15 protein-coding genes are annotated in these 16,968 nt (G+C 31.5%); 5 read left to right on the top strand and 10 right to left on the bottom strand.

What is annotated here, in order from left to right:
* Window positions 1-104: 104 nt before the first annotated feature.
* The gene (locus B2U95_RS11455) at window positions 105-2,279 is read left to right on the top strand and encodes an endonuclease MutS2 (protein WP_296316569.1); all 2,175 of its coding nucleotides are present in this window, start codon (window positions 105-107) and stop codon (window positions 2,277-2,279) included.
* A 138-nt stretch (window positions 2,280-2,417) separates the two neighbouring features.
* Here the strand turns inward: B2U95_RS11455 and B2U95_RS11450 are convergent, their stop codons facing one another.
* Entirely contained in the window at window positions 2,418-2,573 is a 156-nt protein-coding gene (locus B2U95_RS11450) for a hypothetical protein (RefSeq protein ID WP_296316566.1), read from the bottom strand.
* A 320-nt stretch (window positions 2,574-2,893) separates the two neighbouring features.
* Complete coding sequence (locus tag B2U95_RS11445) at window positions 2,894-3,052, bottom strand: hypothetical protein (protein WP_296316563.1); 159 nt, start codon at window positions 3,050-3,052, stop codon at window positions 2,894-2,896.
* A gap of 534 nt (window positions 3,053-3,586) precedes the next feature.
* Here B2U95_RS11445 and B2U95_RS11440 point away from each other — a divergent pair.
* From B2U95_RS11440 to B2U95_RS11430, 3 genes are all read left to right on the top strand, one after another.
* Window positions 3,587-3,790, top strand: a complete 204-nt coding sequence (locus B2U95_RS11440; RefSeq protein ID WP_296316562.1) for a hypothetical protein — start codon at window positions 3,587-3,589, stop codon at window positions 3,788-3,790.
* Window positions 3,791-3,933: 143 nt separating this feature from the next.
* Window positions 3,934-4,356 carry a thiol-disulfide oxidoreductase DCC family protein gene (locus tag B2U95_RS11435; RefSeq protein ID WP_296316560.1) on the top strand — a complete coding sequence of 141 codons (423 nt, stop codon included), beginning with the start codon at window positions 3,934-3,936 and terminating at the stop codon, window positions 4,354-4,356.
* 386 nt (window positions 4,357-4,742) lie between these two features.
* The gene (locus B2U95_RS11430; protein WP_296316557.1) at window positions 4,743-6,878 is read left to right on the top strand and encodes a mucoidy inhibitor MuiA family protein; all 2,136 of its coding nucleotides are present in this window, start codon (window positions 4,743-4,745) and stop codon (window positions 6,876-6,878) included.
* Window positions 6,879-7,146: 268 nt separating this feature from the next.
* Here B2U95_RS11430 and B2U95_RS11425 read toward each other — a convergent pair whose 3' ends face one another.
* The 8 genes from B2U95_RS11425 to aroC form a co-directional block, all read right to left on the bottom strand.
* Window positions 7,147-8,973 carry a type II CAAX prenyl endopeptidase Rce1 family protein gene (locus B2U95_RS11425; protein ID WP_296316556.1) on the bottom strand — a complete coding sequence of 609 codons (1,827 nt, stop codon included), beginning with the start codon at window positions 8,971-8,973 and terminating at the stop codon, window positions 7,147-7,149.
* 27 nt (window positions 8,974-9,000) lie between these two features.
* A complete protein-coding gene (locus tag B2U95_RS11420; protein WP_296316554.1) occupies window positions 9,001-10,161 on the bottom strand; it encodes a flavohemoglobin expression-modulating QEGLA motif protein in 1,161 nt (386 codons plus the stop codon).
* Window positions 10,161-10,991 (bottom strand): N-formylglutamate amidohydrolase, encoded by an 831-nt coding sequence (locus tag B2U95_RS11415; RefSeq protein ID WP_296316551.1) that lies wholly within the window; start codon window positions 10,989-10,991, stop codon window positions 10,161-10,163. Before B2U95_RS11415 ends, B2U95_RS11420 begins: the two co-directional genes overlap by 1 nt.
* The gene (locus B2U95_RS11410) at window positions 10,991-11,326 is read right to left on the bottom strand and encodes a hypothetical protein (RefSeq protein WP_296316548.1); all 336 of its coding nucleotides are present in this window, start codon (window positions 11,324-11,326) and stop codon (window positions 10,991-10,993) included. Before B2U95_RS11410 ends, B2U95_RS11415 begins: the two co-directional genes overlap by 1 nt.
* Before the next feature lie 4 nt (window positions 11,327-11,330).
* A complete protein-coding gene (locus B2U95_RS11405) occupies window positions 11,331-12,146 on the bottom strand; it encodes a sulfurtransferase (protein WP_296316545.1) in 816 nt (271 codons plus the stop codon).
* Between the two features lie 55 nt (window positions 12,147-12,201).
* A complete protein-coding gene (gene gshB, locus B2U95_RS11400; protein ID WP_296316542.1) occupies window positions 12,202-13,239 on the bottom strand; it encodes a glutathione synthase in 1,038 nt (345 codons plus the stop codon).
* Between the two features lie 66 nt (window positions 13,240-13,305).
* Complete coding sequence (locus B2U95_RS11395) at window positions 13,306-14,631, bottom strand: dicarboxylate/amino acid:cation symporter (RefSeq protein WP_296316539.1); 1,326 nt, start codon at window positions 14,629-14,631, stop codon at window positions 13,306-13,308.
* 154 nt (window positions 14,632-14,785) lie between these two features.
* Window positions 14,786-15,856 (bottom strand): chorismate synthase, encoded by a 1,071-nt coding sequence (gene aroC / locus B2U95_RS11390; RefSeq protein ID WP_296316537.1) that lies wholly within the window; start codon window positions 15,854-15,856, stop codon window positions 14,786-14,788.
* Between the two features lie 208 nt (window positions 15,857-16,064).
* Between aroC and B2U95_RS11385 the strand changes: the two genes are divergently transcribed.
* Complete coding sequence (locus tag B2U95_RS11385; protein WP_296316534.1) at window positions 16,065-16,919, top strand: UDP-2,3-diacylglucosamine diphosphatase; 855 nt, start codon at window positions 16,065-16,067, stop codon at window positions 16,917-16,919.
* Window positions 16,920-16,968: the final 49 nt, after the last annotated feature.

Raw genomic sequence — 16,968 nt, 5'->3', positions numbered from 1 at the left:
TCAATGTTTATATTCAAAAATAAGAATAACTTAATGATATATTGTTATTAGGCATATCAAGCTAATTAAACTAAATTTGCAATTCTTAAATTGAAATTAAATTAATGATACGCATACATGAAAAAACCTTAAATGACCTTGAGTTTTTTACGGTTTTAGGACAAGTAAGTGAACTTACCATAACTGCACTAGGAAAAGAAGCTGCTTTGGCTATTCTCCCCTTCGAAGATGAGGAAACACTTATGCAAGAACTAGATTATGTAAACGAATACTTATCGTCATATGATAATGACAATCGGATTCCTAATCACGGATTCGATACCATTTCAAAAGAACTGAAGCTTTTAAAAATTGAAAACACCTATTTAGAGGTAAAAAGTTTACAGCGCATAGTAAGTACTTCACTTACAGTTAATATTATTTTAAAATTTCTAGTAAAGTTTAAGGATTACTATCCTAATCTTCATCATTACAGCCTGCATGTAGAATTAAATACAACAATGATTGAGCAGATTGATGCCGTTGTAAATAGGTTTGGTGATATTAAAGATGATGCCTCTCCTCTACTATCAGAACTTCGAAAATCCATTAATAAGCTAAAGGGGAAAATTAATAGTAGTTTTTCTTCGGCCTTAAACACCTATCATAATCTCGATTATTTAGATGATATTAGAGAATCTGTAGTAGAAAACAAGCGTGTTCTTGCTGTTAAAGCTATGTATCGTAAAAAAGTAAGAGGTGCTATAATGGGAGGTAGTAAAACAGGTAGTATTGTTTACATAGAACCTGAAACGACCTTACAATACTCTAGAGAACTTAATAATTTAGAATACGAAGAAAAAGAGGAGGTCGTTAAAATTCTAAAAGAACTTACCGATTATATACGTTTATTCTTACCGCTCTTAAAGAATTACCAAGCGTTCTTAACTAAAATAGATCTCATTTCTGCTAAAGCAAAGTATGCGCAAAGCATGAATGCTATTTTACCAGAAATATCAAAAGAACGTACAATGCACTTTCGTGATGCGTACCATCCCATACTTTATCTTAATAATAAAGAAAAAGGTGAAACTACTTTTCCGCAAACTATTGGCTTAAGTGAAGAGAGTAGAATTATTGTGATTTCGGGACCTAACGCTGGTGGAAAAAGTATTACACTCAAAACAGTAGGCTTGCTTCAAACCATGATACAAAGTGGTATGCTTATTCCTGTTCACGAGCGCAGCAAAGTTTGTTTGTTTGATAGCATTCTTAGTGATATTGGCGATAACCAATCTATAGAAAACCATTTAAGTACTTATAGCTACAGGCTAAAACAAATGAATTACTTTTTAAGAAAGTGTAATAAAAATACCCTCTTTTTAATTGATGAATTTGGTACAGGTAGTGACCCAGAGCTTGGTGGTGCCTTAGCAGAAACATTTTTAGAAGTTTTCTATGACAGAAAAGCATACGGTATTATAACAACACACTATTCTAATTTAAAGCTTTTAGCTAACGAATTACAGTACATGGAAAATGCTAATATGCTTTTTAATGAAAAGACCTTAGAGCCTATGTATAAATTGGTAGTAGGACAGGCTGGTAGTTCATTTACATTTGAAGTCGCACAAAAAAACGGAATACCATATAGTTTAATCAACAAATCAAAAAAGAAGATTGAACGCGGCAAAGTTCGCTTTGATGCTACAATTGCCAAACTTCAGAAAGAACGAAGCAAGCTAGAGCGTACTGAACGTGCTTTAAAAGAAAACGAAAAGAAGAAACTATCTGAAGCTGATAAACTTGAAGAAATAAATGGGAAGGTTCAAAAGAAGTTAGAAAACTTTCAAGAATTGTATGACTCTAACCAACGCTTAATATACTTAGGGCAAAAGGTGAATGATATTTCAGAAAAATACTTTGACACTAAAAAGAAAAGTGAGTTAATGGCTGACTTGTTTAAGCTTGTTCAAATTGAAAATTCAAAACGCAAAAAAGTTTCTGCAAAACAAAAACGTACCGAAAAGCATAAAGAAACTCAAATAAAGCAAGAAGCTGAGAAGAAAGTTGACGTTATCCGCAAAAAGAAAAAAGCTGCCAAACAAAAAGAAGTTAATGTAGAAAAACCAAAGCCTATTTTAAAAATTGATGATCGTGTAAGAATGCATGATGGAAGAGCAATTGGCACTATTGACAGCATTGAAAAAGGAAAAGCAAATGTTAATTATGGCATGTTTACTACTAATATAAGCTTAGATTTATTGGAATTGGTTGAAGCCGTTAAGAAGAAAAAGTAAAAAAGCGATAGTTTAGACTACCACCATCGCTTCTTAGAATTGCTAGCAATTATTAGTCGCAATTCACTGAAACGTCTTATATATCAGTCTATGTCTATATAATATTATCTAAAATCGTTGCACCTCTTACTGTTAGCTCTACATAATCCGCCCTGTAAAAGTTATAACACCACTAAAATTTGTGATTTTTAATTGTGTTGCAATAGCACCACCACTCATGTTAGCTACAAGTGCATTGTTATTTGTTGGGTCTAGCTGTAATGCTTTAATTCTTAACCGTTTTACAAATGGCATCTTAACGTTTGAATAGGTCTAGTATGTGTCGTAGACTAATGAGGCTGATCCAAATGGCACTGTAACTATTCTATTAGAGAAATAATCAAATGAGCTTACAGTGAAAATCCTGAACTGTAAGTTGACGATTGTTAAGCCTAAGTTGAAATTTCTAGACTTGTAGATACTTCTCCTGTAATAGAATCTCCAGTTCCAAAATAGCTAACTTCTATTGATGCTGTTGTAAGACTACTTAATCCAATAGTTTCTTTGTATTCAGATGTATATGTGGTCGTTATATTTTGTATGATACTAATTTCCTGAGATAAAGGACCATTACCTCAATTTACTAGAGTACTATTAAACCCAAAAGACGTATCTATAGCTGGTAAAATTGGTGCTAGGCTTTGTGTATCTAAAGCTACGATTCTAAAATATTGTGTTGTGCCACCTTCAGCATTCCAATAGGTTTCTGTATTATTAGAATTCTTAGTTAGCATTATATTAGCACTAAACTTTCTAAACCATTAGACTCTCTAACAATTCTAATTTTTTATTGACTATCAAGAGTTTAGTCTATCTACGATAAATCTGGCACTAGGAAAGATGTATTATAGTGAGAAAAGCTATACTGAAGCTTTAACTAAAACGAAAGGTGATTTTGTGAGCGCATTACAATACCAAGAAACCAACAAAATAATAGCAGGATAGTCTTTATAATAAATAAAAGGGAACTAAGTTTGATGAGTTACAAACCAAATTTGACATCGCAAAAAAAAGTATCCGAGATTGCCTTACAAGACGAAGAAATAAAAACATTAAACGCTAAAGCAGAAAACTAGAAACTTACCAAGACCCTTTATGATATAGGCATGTTTTCATTTCTAAGTATTGCATCACTACTCTATTTCGGTTTTAAACAACGAATAAAAAAGAATAAAACTGAACGCGAAAAACAAGAGATAGCTTTTAAATAGAAATAGATGACCTATAAGACTTTACACTTAGTTCAGAAAAGTAGCTTCATTCAATAATTGAAAGATAATTTAGAAAAGATAAAAAAATATCCAGAATTATTTATAATAGAATTTAGACATTTAGTATTGCACCTAAAAAAGGAAAGCGCGGAAGACAAAGGTTGGGAAGTTTTTAAATCTTATTTCACAGAAGTACATAATAACTTTGATAATAAAACAAAAGCCATAGCCGACGGTATTTCTGAAAAGGAATACATCTAGCATCATTTTTAAGAATGAATCTTTCTACGAAGGAAATCGCTTCAATACTAAATATAGACTAAAGAAAAAGCTAACTTTAAACAAAGAAGACAATTTAACTCAATTTTTAAATTCATTATAATCATAAGACTTATCTTTGCAATGTGATATATAATATACCTAAAGATAAGCTATTAATACTGTTTGACGGAGTCTGTAATCTTTGCAATTCTAGTGTTTTGTATGTTATAAAACGAGATAAAAAAAATAGATTTTTATTTGCACCGCTTCAAAGTGAAATAGGACAATCTGTTTTAAATGAATTTAATATAGATAGGTCTAAAACAGATTCTATACTACTTTATAACCCTATTAATAATTCAATTATATATAAATCTTCAGCTGCATTACATATTTCTAAACATTTAAGTTTCCCTACTAATTTAATGGTTGTGTTCTTTATAATACCAACTTTTATTAGAAATTGGGTTTACAGTTATATAGCAAAAAACCGCTACAAATGGTATGGAAAAAAAGATGCTTGTATGATACCTACACCAGAATTAAAATCTAAATTTATTGCATAAAAAAAGCCTTTCAGCATACATTCTGAAAGGCTTTTTTAAATTAACAATTTACTTAAAACTAATTTAATCTAAACAAAAATTAAATTTCAATTCAATTCAATTCAATTCAATTATAATGAGGGAAAATAATGAATTGATTATTAGCACATTATTTTGTTGGTTCAAAGATATAAGAACAACTAATCTAGTTGCAAAAAACTCGTTATATGAACATTTTAATTGTTTAAAATTAAAGTTGTGCAAAAATCATCTACAAGTTGTACAGTTAAGAACAACAAACTCATTGAAAAGTTCCTTTTACTTCATATTAGTATTGCCTTACTCATTTTAGATTTATTAAACTGCTTATTAGCTCTAGTTTTGACTTAAACAAAATAAAAGCTATCATGAAAAAACTAGTACAAATTATGCTTATTGTATTGAGCATACAATACATAAATGCACAGCAAGAAAGTAAAATAACAGATGTCACCGTTTATTTAGATGGTGCTGAAATTAACAGAACGACTAAATTAAGTTTAAAACCAGGAACTACAGCGCATACCCTTAATGGTTTATCTCCTTACATTGAAGAAAGTAGTATTCAAATTTCTGGACTAAAAAACACATCTATACTATCTATTAATTATGGTATCAATTATTTGTCTAAACAAAAGCAAAGTGATTCTATTTTAGGTCTACAAGATGAGTTGAAAAGCTTTGATAACAAAACTCAATATGAGTACGATTTAATCGCTGGTTATAACGAAGAGTTGAGTCTAATTCAGAATAATAAACGCTTAGGTAATGAAACAGAAGTCGTGAGTTTGGAAAAACTAAAAACCTTTGCCGCTTATTACAGAACACGTATTACTGAATTAAAAGTGGCCATTAATAAATCTAATTCTGAGATTAGAAGTCATCAAGAAAAACAAGTTGATATTAAAAGGCAATTGGCAGAGTTTAATGTTGATAATAAAGTGCAAACTGGTGAGATTAAACTAAAATTGAATAGTGATATCTCAACATTATTAGATTTAAAAATCACTTACAATATTAAAAATGCAGGTTGGTTTCCTATTTACGATTTAAAAGCAGATAAGATTAATAGCCCAATAAACCTAGAATATAAAGCGCATGTCTTTCAAAATTCTGGTTGCGATTGGTCTGATGTTAACTTGGCATTATCTACTAGTGATCCAAACACAAATAATGAAAAACCAATTATAAACGCAAAATATTTAAACTTTATAAACGCCTATAGTAATTACGAATCTCAACGTGCCACAAGAAGTTACAATTATAAACACAATCCTTTGGTGAAAATGGTTTCTGGTATCGTTACCACATCTAGCGATGGTTTGCCATTACCAGGTGCAAGTGTTATTGAAAAAGGAACTTCTAATGGCGCACAAACAGATTTTGATGGTCGTTATACGTTAAGAACAACTAATGGTAATACATTAATTTATTCTTATGTTGGTATGAATACTGAAGAATTACCTATTCACTCGAGCCTTATGAATGTAACATTAGATGAAGGAGCACAATTAGACGAAGTCGTTGTTTTTGGTTATGGTACCTCGCCCAAGCAATCTTATTCGGGTGTGTCACAATCTTTAGCAGGTGAAGCTGCTGGTATAACATATAGTAATTCATCTGGTCAGCCTGGTTCTAGTTCTTCTATAAGAATTAGAGGATTTGGGTCTATAAACGGAAACAGATCTCCTCTTTATATAGTTGATGGTGTTCCCTTAGTAAATACTAGTAGTTTAAATAATCTAAAAGCAGGTGATATAAAAAACACAACTATCTTAAAAGATGCTGAAGCAACAGCAATATATGGAGCTAGAGCTGCTAATGGTGTAGTTTTAATAACTCTAAAAAGTGGTTCTGAAAGCAAAAAGAATAATTTAGGAATTACGATTGAAACTGGCATTACCAATACACGTTTCGAAATTGACAAAAAGTACAGCATACCTTCAGACGGAGATGTAACCGTTATAGAAATAGACCAATTTAGTGTACCAGCTACTTACGATTATTTTGCTGCACCTGTTTTAAATGAAAATGTATTCTTAACTGCTAAAATTGGAAACTGGGAACAATACAACCTATTGCCTGCAGAAGCCAATGTTTACTTTGAGGGCAGTTATTCTGGTAAAACAAATATAAACCCAAGTGCTATATCAGATAGTTTAACCATTTCACTTGGTGTAGATCCCAATATTATTGTAAAACGTACACAACTAAAAGACTTTAAAAAAACCACATTTATTGGCAGTAATAAAATTGTATATAAAGGTTTTGATATTGAAATTAAAAACAACAAACAATCCGATATTCGATTAACACTTATAGATAGAATTCCTATCACCCAAAACAAAGCCATTAAGTTAGACGATATAGAAACCGGAACTTCTGTATACGACAAAGACAAAGGGCTACTTACTTGGACTCTGAATTTAAAAAGCGGAGAATCAGACAAAGTAAAACATTCTTATTCTGTAAAATATCCGAAAGGAAAACGCGTTAACCTTTAACTCAGTGAAAAGAAGAGTTTACGAATCAAAAAAGCCAAATACACTCCGTATTGGTTTTTTTATTCTATTAATGAGCATAACTTAGTTCTAAGCTTTTTAAGATATTAGTTTTAAGCTTAGTAATTAGAAACCTCAAAGCAAGATGATGTTGGTCTGCCCCTTACTTCAGTTAGTAAGGAATGAGTCAGATTCTATTTAGAGACGTGTCTAACCTCTTATTAGTGTCAGTGAAAATGATAGACAGAAACATTTAGCTTTGGGGTTTATTCTATTGAATGCTAGATAAAAAAGCAATAGATACTAATACGAGAAAATTATTAACTGCATGGAATACAAACCCTACAAATAAGCCTTCAGATTTTTTTACCATATAACCTGTTATAAGCCCAAAAATAAAATAGTACAAGAACAGTTGAAAACTCATGTGTACCAATGAAAATAAAGAGGCTTGTATAATATTTGCACCTAAAAAACCTATATGCTTTTCAATACTACTAAGTATAATTCCTCTAAAAATGATTTCTTCATATAATGGTACAATTACAGCAACTGAAAAGAAAGCAACGCTGAAACCATATTGAGAAAGTACATTATCTATTTCTGCTCTAGAATTTAGAGTTTGCATTACAGCAATAGTATCCTCCGCACCAAACAAATTAGTAACTATTCTAATCACTATGGCGTTTACAATAACAAAACCTATAGCATATAGAATGATTTTTCCGAGGCCAAAAGTGGTGTTGAAAACAAATTTAATTCGTCTTTTATTTAAAAATAACGCTGTAAAACAAAGCATTAGAAAAAAGAAAAATAAATTAGAATTGGCAGAGATAACTTCAATTTCATTAAAGGTCTCTACTCCATATAAATAAGCAACCTCCAAATAAGCATTAATAAAATCTTGATAGTAAAAACACAAAATTAAAATAAATTGAGAAATCAAATACACAAAACTAATAAGCCAAAAGTGTCTTAAATTCCAATCTACATCAATTAACTTTTTGTTCAGTTTAATTCTGAAAAACTTCTTCGCACTATAAACTGGTAAAATCCATAAGTATGGCACAACAAAGAGCGTAAATACGGCTAAAACTAGCAAGAGTATATGAGTTATTTCATTCCATGTCCATAATTGAAATGGGGATTTAAAAAACAAACGTATACGTTTTACACCAAAAAAATCATCATTATAACTTAGATCTTGCATACGTCTATAGCTTATAATAGAAGTATCAAATGATGAATAAGAAATATCGTGATTTAATAACTTCTGAATCTTACCAGCTTTCTCCCATTCTTCTATCGTGTCCTTTACGAGGTAATTACGTGCTTCATCAATCTTATTACGCTCAAGAAATATCTTATATAAACTTTCGTTATTTGTGAGCGTTGAATCTTTAATACTAGCGCGTTCAAACATTTTTACAGCCTCATCAATTTCTTCAAAATCGACCAATAAGTCGCCTTTACGTTTTAGCACCCATCCGTATTTACTGTCATAAAACAAGGCATTCATTAAAGCATCTTTAGCCTTTTTAGTTTTACCTAATCGTAAATAAGCTTCCGAAATTTCGACTGATAAGTCTAGACTGTCACTAAATCTTTCAGCTCTTTTTGCATACATTATAGCTAAATCATCATTATCTTCTATATGGTAATTAAAAGCAAACTCATACAATCTACTCTGATGATTATAGGTCCAATTATCCTTGTTCTTCTCTAAACTAATTAAAGCATCAGCAATTAAATTTTTACGCTCGTCGCTCCAAGTGTATTCTAACTTGTAAAGTAAAACCTCTGGATTTTCCGGATAACGATTAATTAGATTATCAATACAATCTATCATCTCATCATAGTTAGGGTTGTAATCTTCATAAACATCATAACTAGAGTTTCCTATGAATTTACAACGCTCTATTTGGCTTATAATTTGTTCTGGGTTTTTTTCAATATATGTATTATAAGTTTCAAGAATTTCTGAATACTTTAAGTTTTTAGAATCTTGTAAAATTTCGATAAAGTATTCTGAACTACCTGATTCATTGATAGATTTGACTTGAGCCGTAACATGAGACAAAACAAAAAATAAGATCAAAAAAACTAAATGTTTACGCATAAGGCCTTACTTCAAACTTCGCAGTATAAAATCTAAATTAGTATTCTTGTTATTGTTTGTAACATAGGCATCTGTAAAATGCTTTGGAGGTGTTGCTAAACCTAGACTTTGCATTTTTTCTATGGTTGGTATATACTCTTCACTAACTTTTCCTGTAAGCAAAATACCTAAATCTTTACCGTTTTGAGCATATTTATAGGTATTACGTAAACCAGAAAGGTATAAGTGATCTTTAGTAAAACCACCACCTCTGTGTACTCTAAGTGTAATACCGAAGGCTTTATCTCTGTTTAGTTTATGTTGATTATGTAATAAATGAAAGGTGTCTGAGAAATCATAACCTTTATTTAAACTATCTACAGCAATGACTCTAAAAGCCAATTCCTTTAAACGATCCATAGTTAAACAACCACTCATAAATTCTGAATAGACTGCTAAACCTTCTTGAGTTTCTACATTATTTGGCAAGCCATTAGAAAATACTTTAAGTGGGTGTGAAAGTCCATTAAAAGTCGTAACCATATGCACACCAATCTCATGATTAGTTAATACTTTAAGCTGGTTTAAACTAAACTTATGACTTTTACGTAACACCAATGTTTGAGTGCTATTTAACACCATAGCTACAGCAGAAAGGTTATTTGAGATTCTTATATTATAATCAAAATCATAACGCTTAGAGTAGTCTTCAAAATAGTGTTTTGCTTCGTCTACATTATAAAGCGGCAGCATTTCTTGGTCAAATTCAGCATCATCAAAACGCAAAATAAACTTAGCATTTTCAATATCTTTTTCGGTTGGAGTGCCAAAACTTTTTAAACTATTAAAATAAAATTTTCGTCCTTTCCCAATCGTTTCAATACATTCTATTAAACCAGAGTACTCATAAATAATATCTTCATATAATTGTCTAATGTCCTCATCTTCTATCCGCTCTAAACGTTGAGAGAAAAATAAGCGATGTAGTTTATAACCGTTGAATTTAATTTTTGGATACTTAAACTGAGGTTCGTAGTTGTATTTTGAGGAATAAAATTTCTTCTTTTCTGACGCAATATTTAAAGGATTAACATAGTTCAGCAATTCAATATTTTTAACCAATCTATTAAGATTGCTATCAATATCAAATAAATCTTGAAATTCTTCTGTTATTTTTATTTGGGACATTAGTTTCTAAAGCTATTGTAAAATTGGTTGGCATGTTTTGGTAGTAGTGTTTGTAATTGCTTTTCTACAGCAAATACTACTTCCGGATAATTAATTTGATGGTATTCGTCGCAATATACTTTTGCAATTTCCGTTGCCAAAACTAAAGTATTATTAAAGTTATTGGTAATATATTTTAGAAAATAACCGTTCCCTTGAAACGTATCATTAATTTTTGCAGTTTGTTTAATACTATGAGGTAATTCAATATGTTCTAAAGCTTCTCTCCACAATTCTACTTGGTTACCAAAACGCTTATTATCTATGTTAGATGTTCCTAAATTCCAAGTTGGCACTTCCCTATCCCATCGTTGCCAATTATAACTATGCATATCGTAAATTATAGCAACACCAAACTTTTCTTCAAGCTTAGAGATTAGCGCATGTACCACTTTATAAAATTTAGTATGTTTCTTTAGACTCTCTGTTTTTTGGGCATCGGATAACGGGGTTTTCCAAAGTTGCTTTCCCCAAGCGGTTTCAAAAACAGCTTCTTCTGGTACACGATTCAAATCATATTCGAAACGCGAATCACAACTTGCAATTAAAATTGGATGCGAAATCACCATATTTTTAGTTTCTGGATCTTCCTCGTACCACCTATCGTATTCGCTATGTAAACAATTGCTCCAAAGTTCTTTTCTAAATTGGTGACCATCATGCACTGCTGCGCAAGCATATGCTACATAGTTATCTATTTTTAAGGTAAATGAATAGTCCTCTGAAATTGCGTGAAAGGTTTCTTCAGATTCTATTTTAGCTATAATGGAATCAACGGAAAGTCTTTGCATTACGAGTTCTTTAGAAGTTTTTCTAAAAAACGAAACATAATCTGTTCGTTGATACTAAAATCATCATCAATATAAAAAAGAACTTTTATATCTTCTAACAATACATCTATATCATCTTCACTGTAATTGTGCTGTTCTAGACTAATAGTTATTTTTTTGATACTACGGTAATCATTATCCGTATGAAATTCATCATAAATCTCTTGGAAGGTATTTTTATCTACCAAAGCGAGAATCATCTCTTTTTCTTTTGGATCTTCTTTAAAATCTGAATTTGCCGCAAACAGTAAAATGTATGCTACGAGTTCATCTCTTGTCCAGTCTATTGTTTTCATTATTTTATTTTGTTAAACTTCCATATTCAGTCCACGAACCATCATAGACTGTTAAATTATTATAATTACAAAGTGTTGCTGCTAAGGCTAAAATACAAGCCGTAATACCTGAGCCACAACTAAACACCAACTCAGTTTTATCTTCTACTAAATTATTAAAGATTTCTGAAAGTTCTGTTTTAGATTTCAATTTATTTCCATTTAATAATTCGGTGTACGGTAAGTTTTCAGAATTAGGTATTGTACCACGTCGCAAACCAGCTTTTGGTTCATCTACTAAACATTTAAAACGTACTTCTGAACGTGCATCTATAATTAAAGAATCTGGCTTATTAGAAAAAGTATTGATACCATTAAAATCTGTCATTAATTCTAGATTTAACTTAGCTTCAAAATTACCTATTGGATATGTTTCATCTTTATAATGTTCGACTTCAAAATTATTATTTAACCATTCTGGTATGCCTCCATCTAAAACAGCAATATTTTTAAATCCAAATGTTTTAAATAACCACCAAGCTCTGGCACTTGAGTAAATGCCTTTGTCATCATAAACTATAACAGCGGAATCTTCATTAATACCTAACAATCTTGCTTCTTCTTGAAATTGTTCTGCTGTTGGTAACGTACTAGGAAATGGAGCACTTATAGTACTAAATTTCTTTTTAATATCGAAAAAACGTGCATTCGGAATACGTTCAGCCGTATTACTAATAGCTTTATTAATTGTTGCGTCTAGTACAATTAAGCTTGTGGTATTAAGGTTTGCATTCAACCATTTAACCGAAACTAACGAAGAATTAATATGCGTTGGGTTCATTTATAAAACTCTTATTGATATACTAGCTAATTTTGAACTAGGACTTAAAACTGTTTTAAGCATCATCTACTGCTTTACGTAATCTTGTGCGTCTGTCAAAAGCCTGAAGTTGATCTACAACTTTACTTTCTAAAAAGTCAATAACCTTCTCCTCTACTTTAGTTTTATTCTTATACACTTTATTAATGTATGTAATACCACCAGGAGACATTACGTTTACTTCAACTAGCTTTCCTCCAATAACATCAATACCAACAAAATAAAGACCATCTTTAACTAATTTAGGTCCAATTTGCTTACACAACGCCTTTTCCGTTTTAGTTAACGAATGTTTTGCAATACTTCCTCCTGCTGATACATTAGATCGATGATCGTCAGTACCAGGAATACGTTTCATTGCGCCTACTGGTTCTCCGTTTAAAAGTAGAATTCTAACATCTCCTTGATCTGCTCCTTCAATATAATCTTGAAGAATTACATAATTAGAATCACCATCTCCTGCGCTGATATAAAAGTCTAAAAGTGAATTTATATTATTCATCGCAGATTTTTCTATAAGAATTACACCAGATCCTCCAAAACCATTCAATGGTTTCAAAATCATCTTATCGGCTTTAGATTCTTTAATCTGTTGTACCAAATAGGCTTTGTTCTTAGACACATGCGTATTCGGTATAATATTACTATGGGCATCACCGAAAGCAGCTGTGTAAAGCTTATTATTAGCTTCGCGCATACCTTGCAACGAATTAATGATAAATACATCATCTTTAACTGAGTCCAAGAAATTTAGCATTATCGGATCTAAAGGCGGGTTTGCTCTAAAGAAAATAGCATCAAAACCAGCCAATGGTAACATTTCTTCTCTTAATTTGACTTTATTATAAAATGATTTTAATGTTGTTGGTACTTTATCCATGCGACTAATAACATTACAAAATGCATTAGTAACACTATCTCTAATGGTTAAATTAGCTGGTGTACACATAGCAACACCGTGACCTCGTTTTGCACATTCTTTTATCAAAGCTAAACTTGTATCATTTTCTGGGTCTATGTCTTCCCAAGGGTACATTATAAAGCAAACATTCATTTTAATATAGTTTTAGTTGATTAAATGTATTCACTAAAGTTAATGACTTTTAATGAGGATGAAAAATTATTTTACAGCCTCATAATTATCATCCCATTCTTTTGGTTTAGGATTATCGTGAAGCTTACCTAGTGATTTTGCTACCATCATAGAAACTGTTGCGTCTCCTGTAACGTTAACCACAGTTCTACACATATCTAAAGGTCTGTCTACTGCAAAGATTAATGCCAATCCAATCGGTAATAATTCTGGTGGAAAACCAATAGATTCTAATACAATAACGAGCATAACCATTCCTGCACTTGGCACTGCTGCGCTTCCTATTGAGGCTAATAATGCAGTTAACACAATGACCAATTGGTTGGTAAATGTTAAACCTTCTGGCCAAATTACCTGCATAATAAAAACAGCTGCAATACCTTGGTATAAACTCGTACCATCCATATTTACTGTAGCTCCTACTGGTAATACAAATCCAGAAACTTCTTTATCTACGCCAAGATGTTCTTCTACACGTTCCATAGTTACAGGCAACGTTGCCGCACTACTACTAGTAGAAAATGCTAATAATTGCGCTGGACTAATTTGTTTTAAAAACCATAATGGTGATTTTTTAGTATAGAATTTTATCAATAACATGTAAAATCCAATCATAAGAATTAATCCACCTACAACGCAAAAAGCATATTGTAAAAGTTTGACTAATATTTCGGTGTCATCAAAAGCAATAATAACATTTGCCATAAGTGCAAAAACAGCATATGGTGCAAAAAGCATAATTAGATCTACCATTTTCATGACGACTTCATTAAGCGCATCGAAAATATCTATCATTGGCTTGGCCTTCTTTTCTGGAATAAGCAATAAACAAATCCCTACAAAAAGTGCGAAAAATATAATCTGAAGCATTTTTGCATCTCCCATTGCCTGAAATATATTACTTGGAAAGATATCTACCAAAGCCTGTAATGGTCCTGTATCTTGTTGTGCGCTCGCTTTCGCTAATTTATCTGTAACACCAGCATCGTTCTCATACTTCAGTTTAATCTTTTCGATAGTTTCTTGAGGCATTCCAGCACCTGGCTTTACCAAATTAACAATTGACAGTCCAATTATTATGGCAATTAAAGTGGTGCCTATATAAATCGATATGGTTCTTAATCCCATACTCTTAATCTTAGAAATATCTTTAAGATCTGATATGCCTTTAATTAAAGACGCCAAGATTAGTGGTACTGCAATAAGCTTAAGAAGGTTAATAAATATGGTGCCAAAAGGTGAAATCCAATCGGTCACAAATTGCTGACCGTCTACTGAATTCATTATAAAACCAAAAATGATTCCGAGAACCATTCCTATAATAATCTTCCAATGTAATGCTAGTTTTTTCATAAGCTATATACCTGCGAAAGCAGGAATCTCATAATTAATGATTAGAATCTTTTACTTAAGTCAATGACTTAACAAATAGTTTTTTATAGTTTTCACAAGAAGCAAACTTCTTGTAAATAAATATTATTAGATTCCTGCTTTCGCAAGAATTTGTTTACCAATTTTGGGTCTCTTGCCTACGCAAGAGTAAATAATCTGCTAAAACTAATGCTGCCATAGCTTCAACAATAGGTACTGCTCTTGGCACAACACAAGGGTCGTGTCTGCCTTTTCCTTGCATTTCTACTGTTTCACCTGCGCTATTAATTGTTTCCTGTTTCTGAAGTGTTGTTGCTACAGGTTTAAAAGCGACTCTAAAGTAAATATCCATACCATTACTTATACCGCCTTGTACTCCACCAGATAAATTGGTTTGTGTACTTCCGTCAGCATTGAACTTATCATTATGTTCACTTCCTTTCATTTTTGCACCACAAAAACCACTTCCATATTCAAAGCCTTTTACCGCATTTATAGACAACATAGCTTTACCTAGTTCTGCATGTAATTTATCAAAAACAGGTTCTCCTAATCCGGCAGGAACGTTTTGCAAAACACAAGTAATTGTTCCTCCGATAGTATCCCCTTGCTTTTTAACCTCTTGAACTTTCGCTATCATTTTCTTAGCAGTAACTTCATCAGGACAACGGATCATATTAGATTCAATTTTACTAAAATCTAAATCTTGATAAGGTTTATCTAAAAAAATAGCACCAACAGAAGATGTAAAGGCGTTTATACTGATTGAAGCTAGCATTTGTTTTGCAATAGCACCAGCTACAACACGAGACGCTGTTTCGCGAGCAGAACTTCTACCTCCACCTCTATAATCTCTTACACCATATTTTTTATCATACGTATAATCTGCATGACTTGGACGATAGACATTCTTAATATGTGAATAGTCTTTAGATTTTTGATTGGTATTTTTTATCACAAATCCGATTGGTGTACCTGTAGTAAGCCCTTCAAAAATACCTGAATAGAATTCTACTGTATCTGGTTCTTTACGTTGTGTCACAATTTTAGATTGACCTGGCTTACGACGATCCATTTCATTTTGAATAGCATCAAAATCTAGTTGTAACCCTGAAGGACAACCATCAATAATTCCGCCAATTGCAACACCATGAGATTCACCAAAAGTGGTGAGTTTAAATAATTTTCCGAAGGAATTTCCCGCCATTAAAATATATTTTATGCTAAAGTAAATGTATTATCACAGAAACAAAAATACACCGACTGTTTTTAGCATGTTATTACTACGTTAAGCACTTTTAGATACACTAACTTTCAATAACATTTTAATAACAGTTTACTGATATTTTATTGATTTTTACTTTACACCTAATTAACAACTGATATAGTTCTTTGTATATAATTAATATATAGCATTGAATTTAAAACGCAAAGTTGAAATCGCCGTCATTTCTGATGTTCATTTAGGGACTTATGGTTGCCACGCAAAGCAACTATTAACCTATTTAAACAGTATTGAGCCTAAGACCTTAATTCTTAATGGTGACATTATTGATATTTGGCAATTTAAGAAGCGTTACTTCCCTAAATCTCATTTAAAGGTCATTAAAAAAATCATGGATTTTGCTGCAAATGGCACTAAAGTCATCTACATTACTGGAAACCATGATGAAATGCTTCGTAAATTTACAAATACTGAAATAGGTAATATTTCTATAGTCAATAAATTAGTTCTCGATTTAGACGGAAAAAAAGCTTGGTTTTTTCACGGTGATGTTTTTGATATATCCATCCAAAATGCAAAATGGTTAGCAAAACTTGGTAGCTATGGTTACGATACCTTAATCCTTTTAAACAGATGTACAAATTGGTGTTTAGATAAATTGGGGAAAGAGCGTTATTCATTATCTAAAAAAATAAAGGACAGTGTAAAAGGTGCTATTAATTATGTTAATGACTTTGAAAAAATCACTACTGATTTAGCTATTAAAAACGGTTATGATTATGTGATTTGTGGACATATTCACCAACCAAAAATACTGATTAAAGAGACTAAATATGGACAGACAACCTATTTGAACTCTGGAGATTGGGTTGAAAATTTCACAGCATTAGAATATCAATTTAAGCGTTGGAAAATCTACAATTATAATAAAGACAAACTCTCTCCTTTTTTTGCTGACGAAGATATAAAGGAAATGAATACCCAAGATTTAATCGCTGCTATTACAATTTTTGAGCAACCTAAGCGTAAAAAAAAATCTAAATAAAAACTCTTATTATTATAGTGAATTTAGGCAGAGATAAACTTTGTGCCTT

This window comes from Winogradskyella sp. UBA3174, from assembly GCF_002364335.1.
GTDB lineage: Bacteria > Bacteroidota > Bacteroidia > Flavobacteriales > Flavobacteriaceae > Winogradskyella.
The sequence above is the reverse complement of the archived record's forward strand: the minus strand, read 5'-3'. Positions and strand labels throughout refer to the sequence as shown.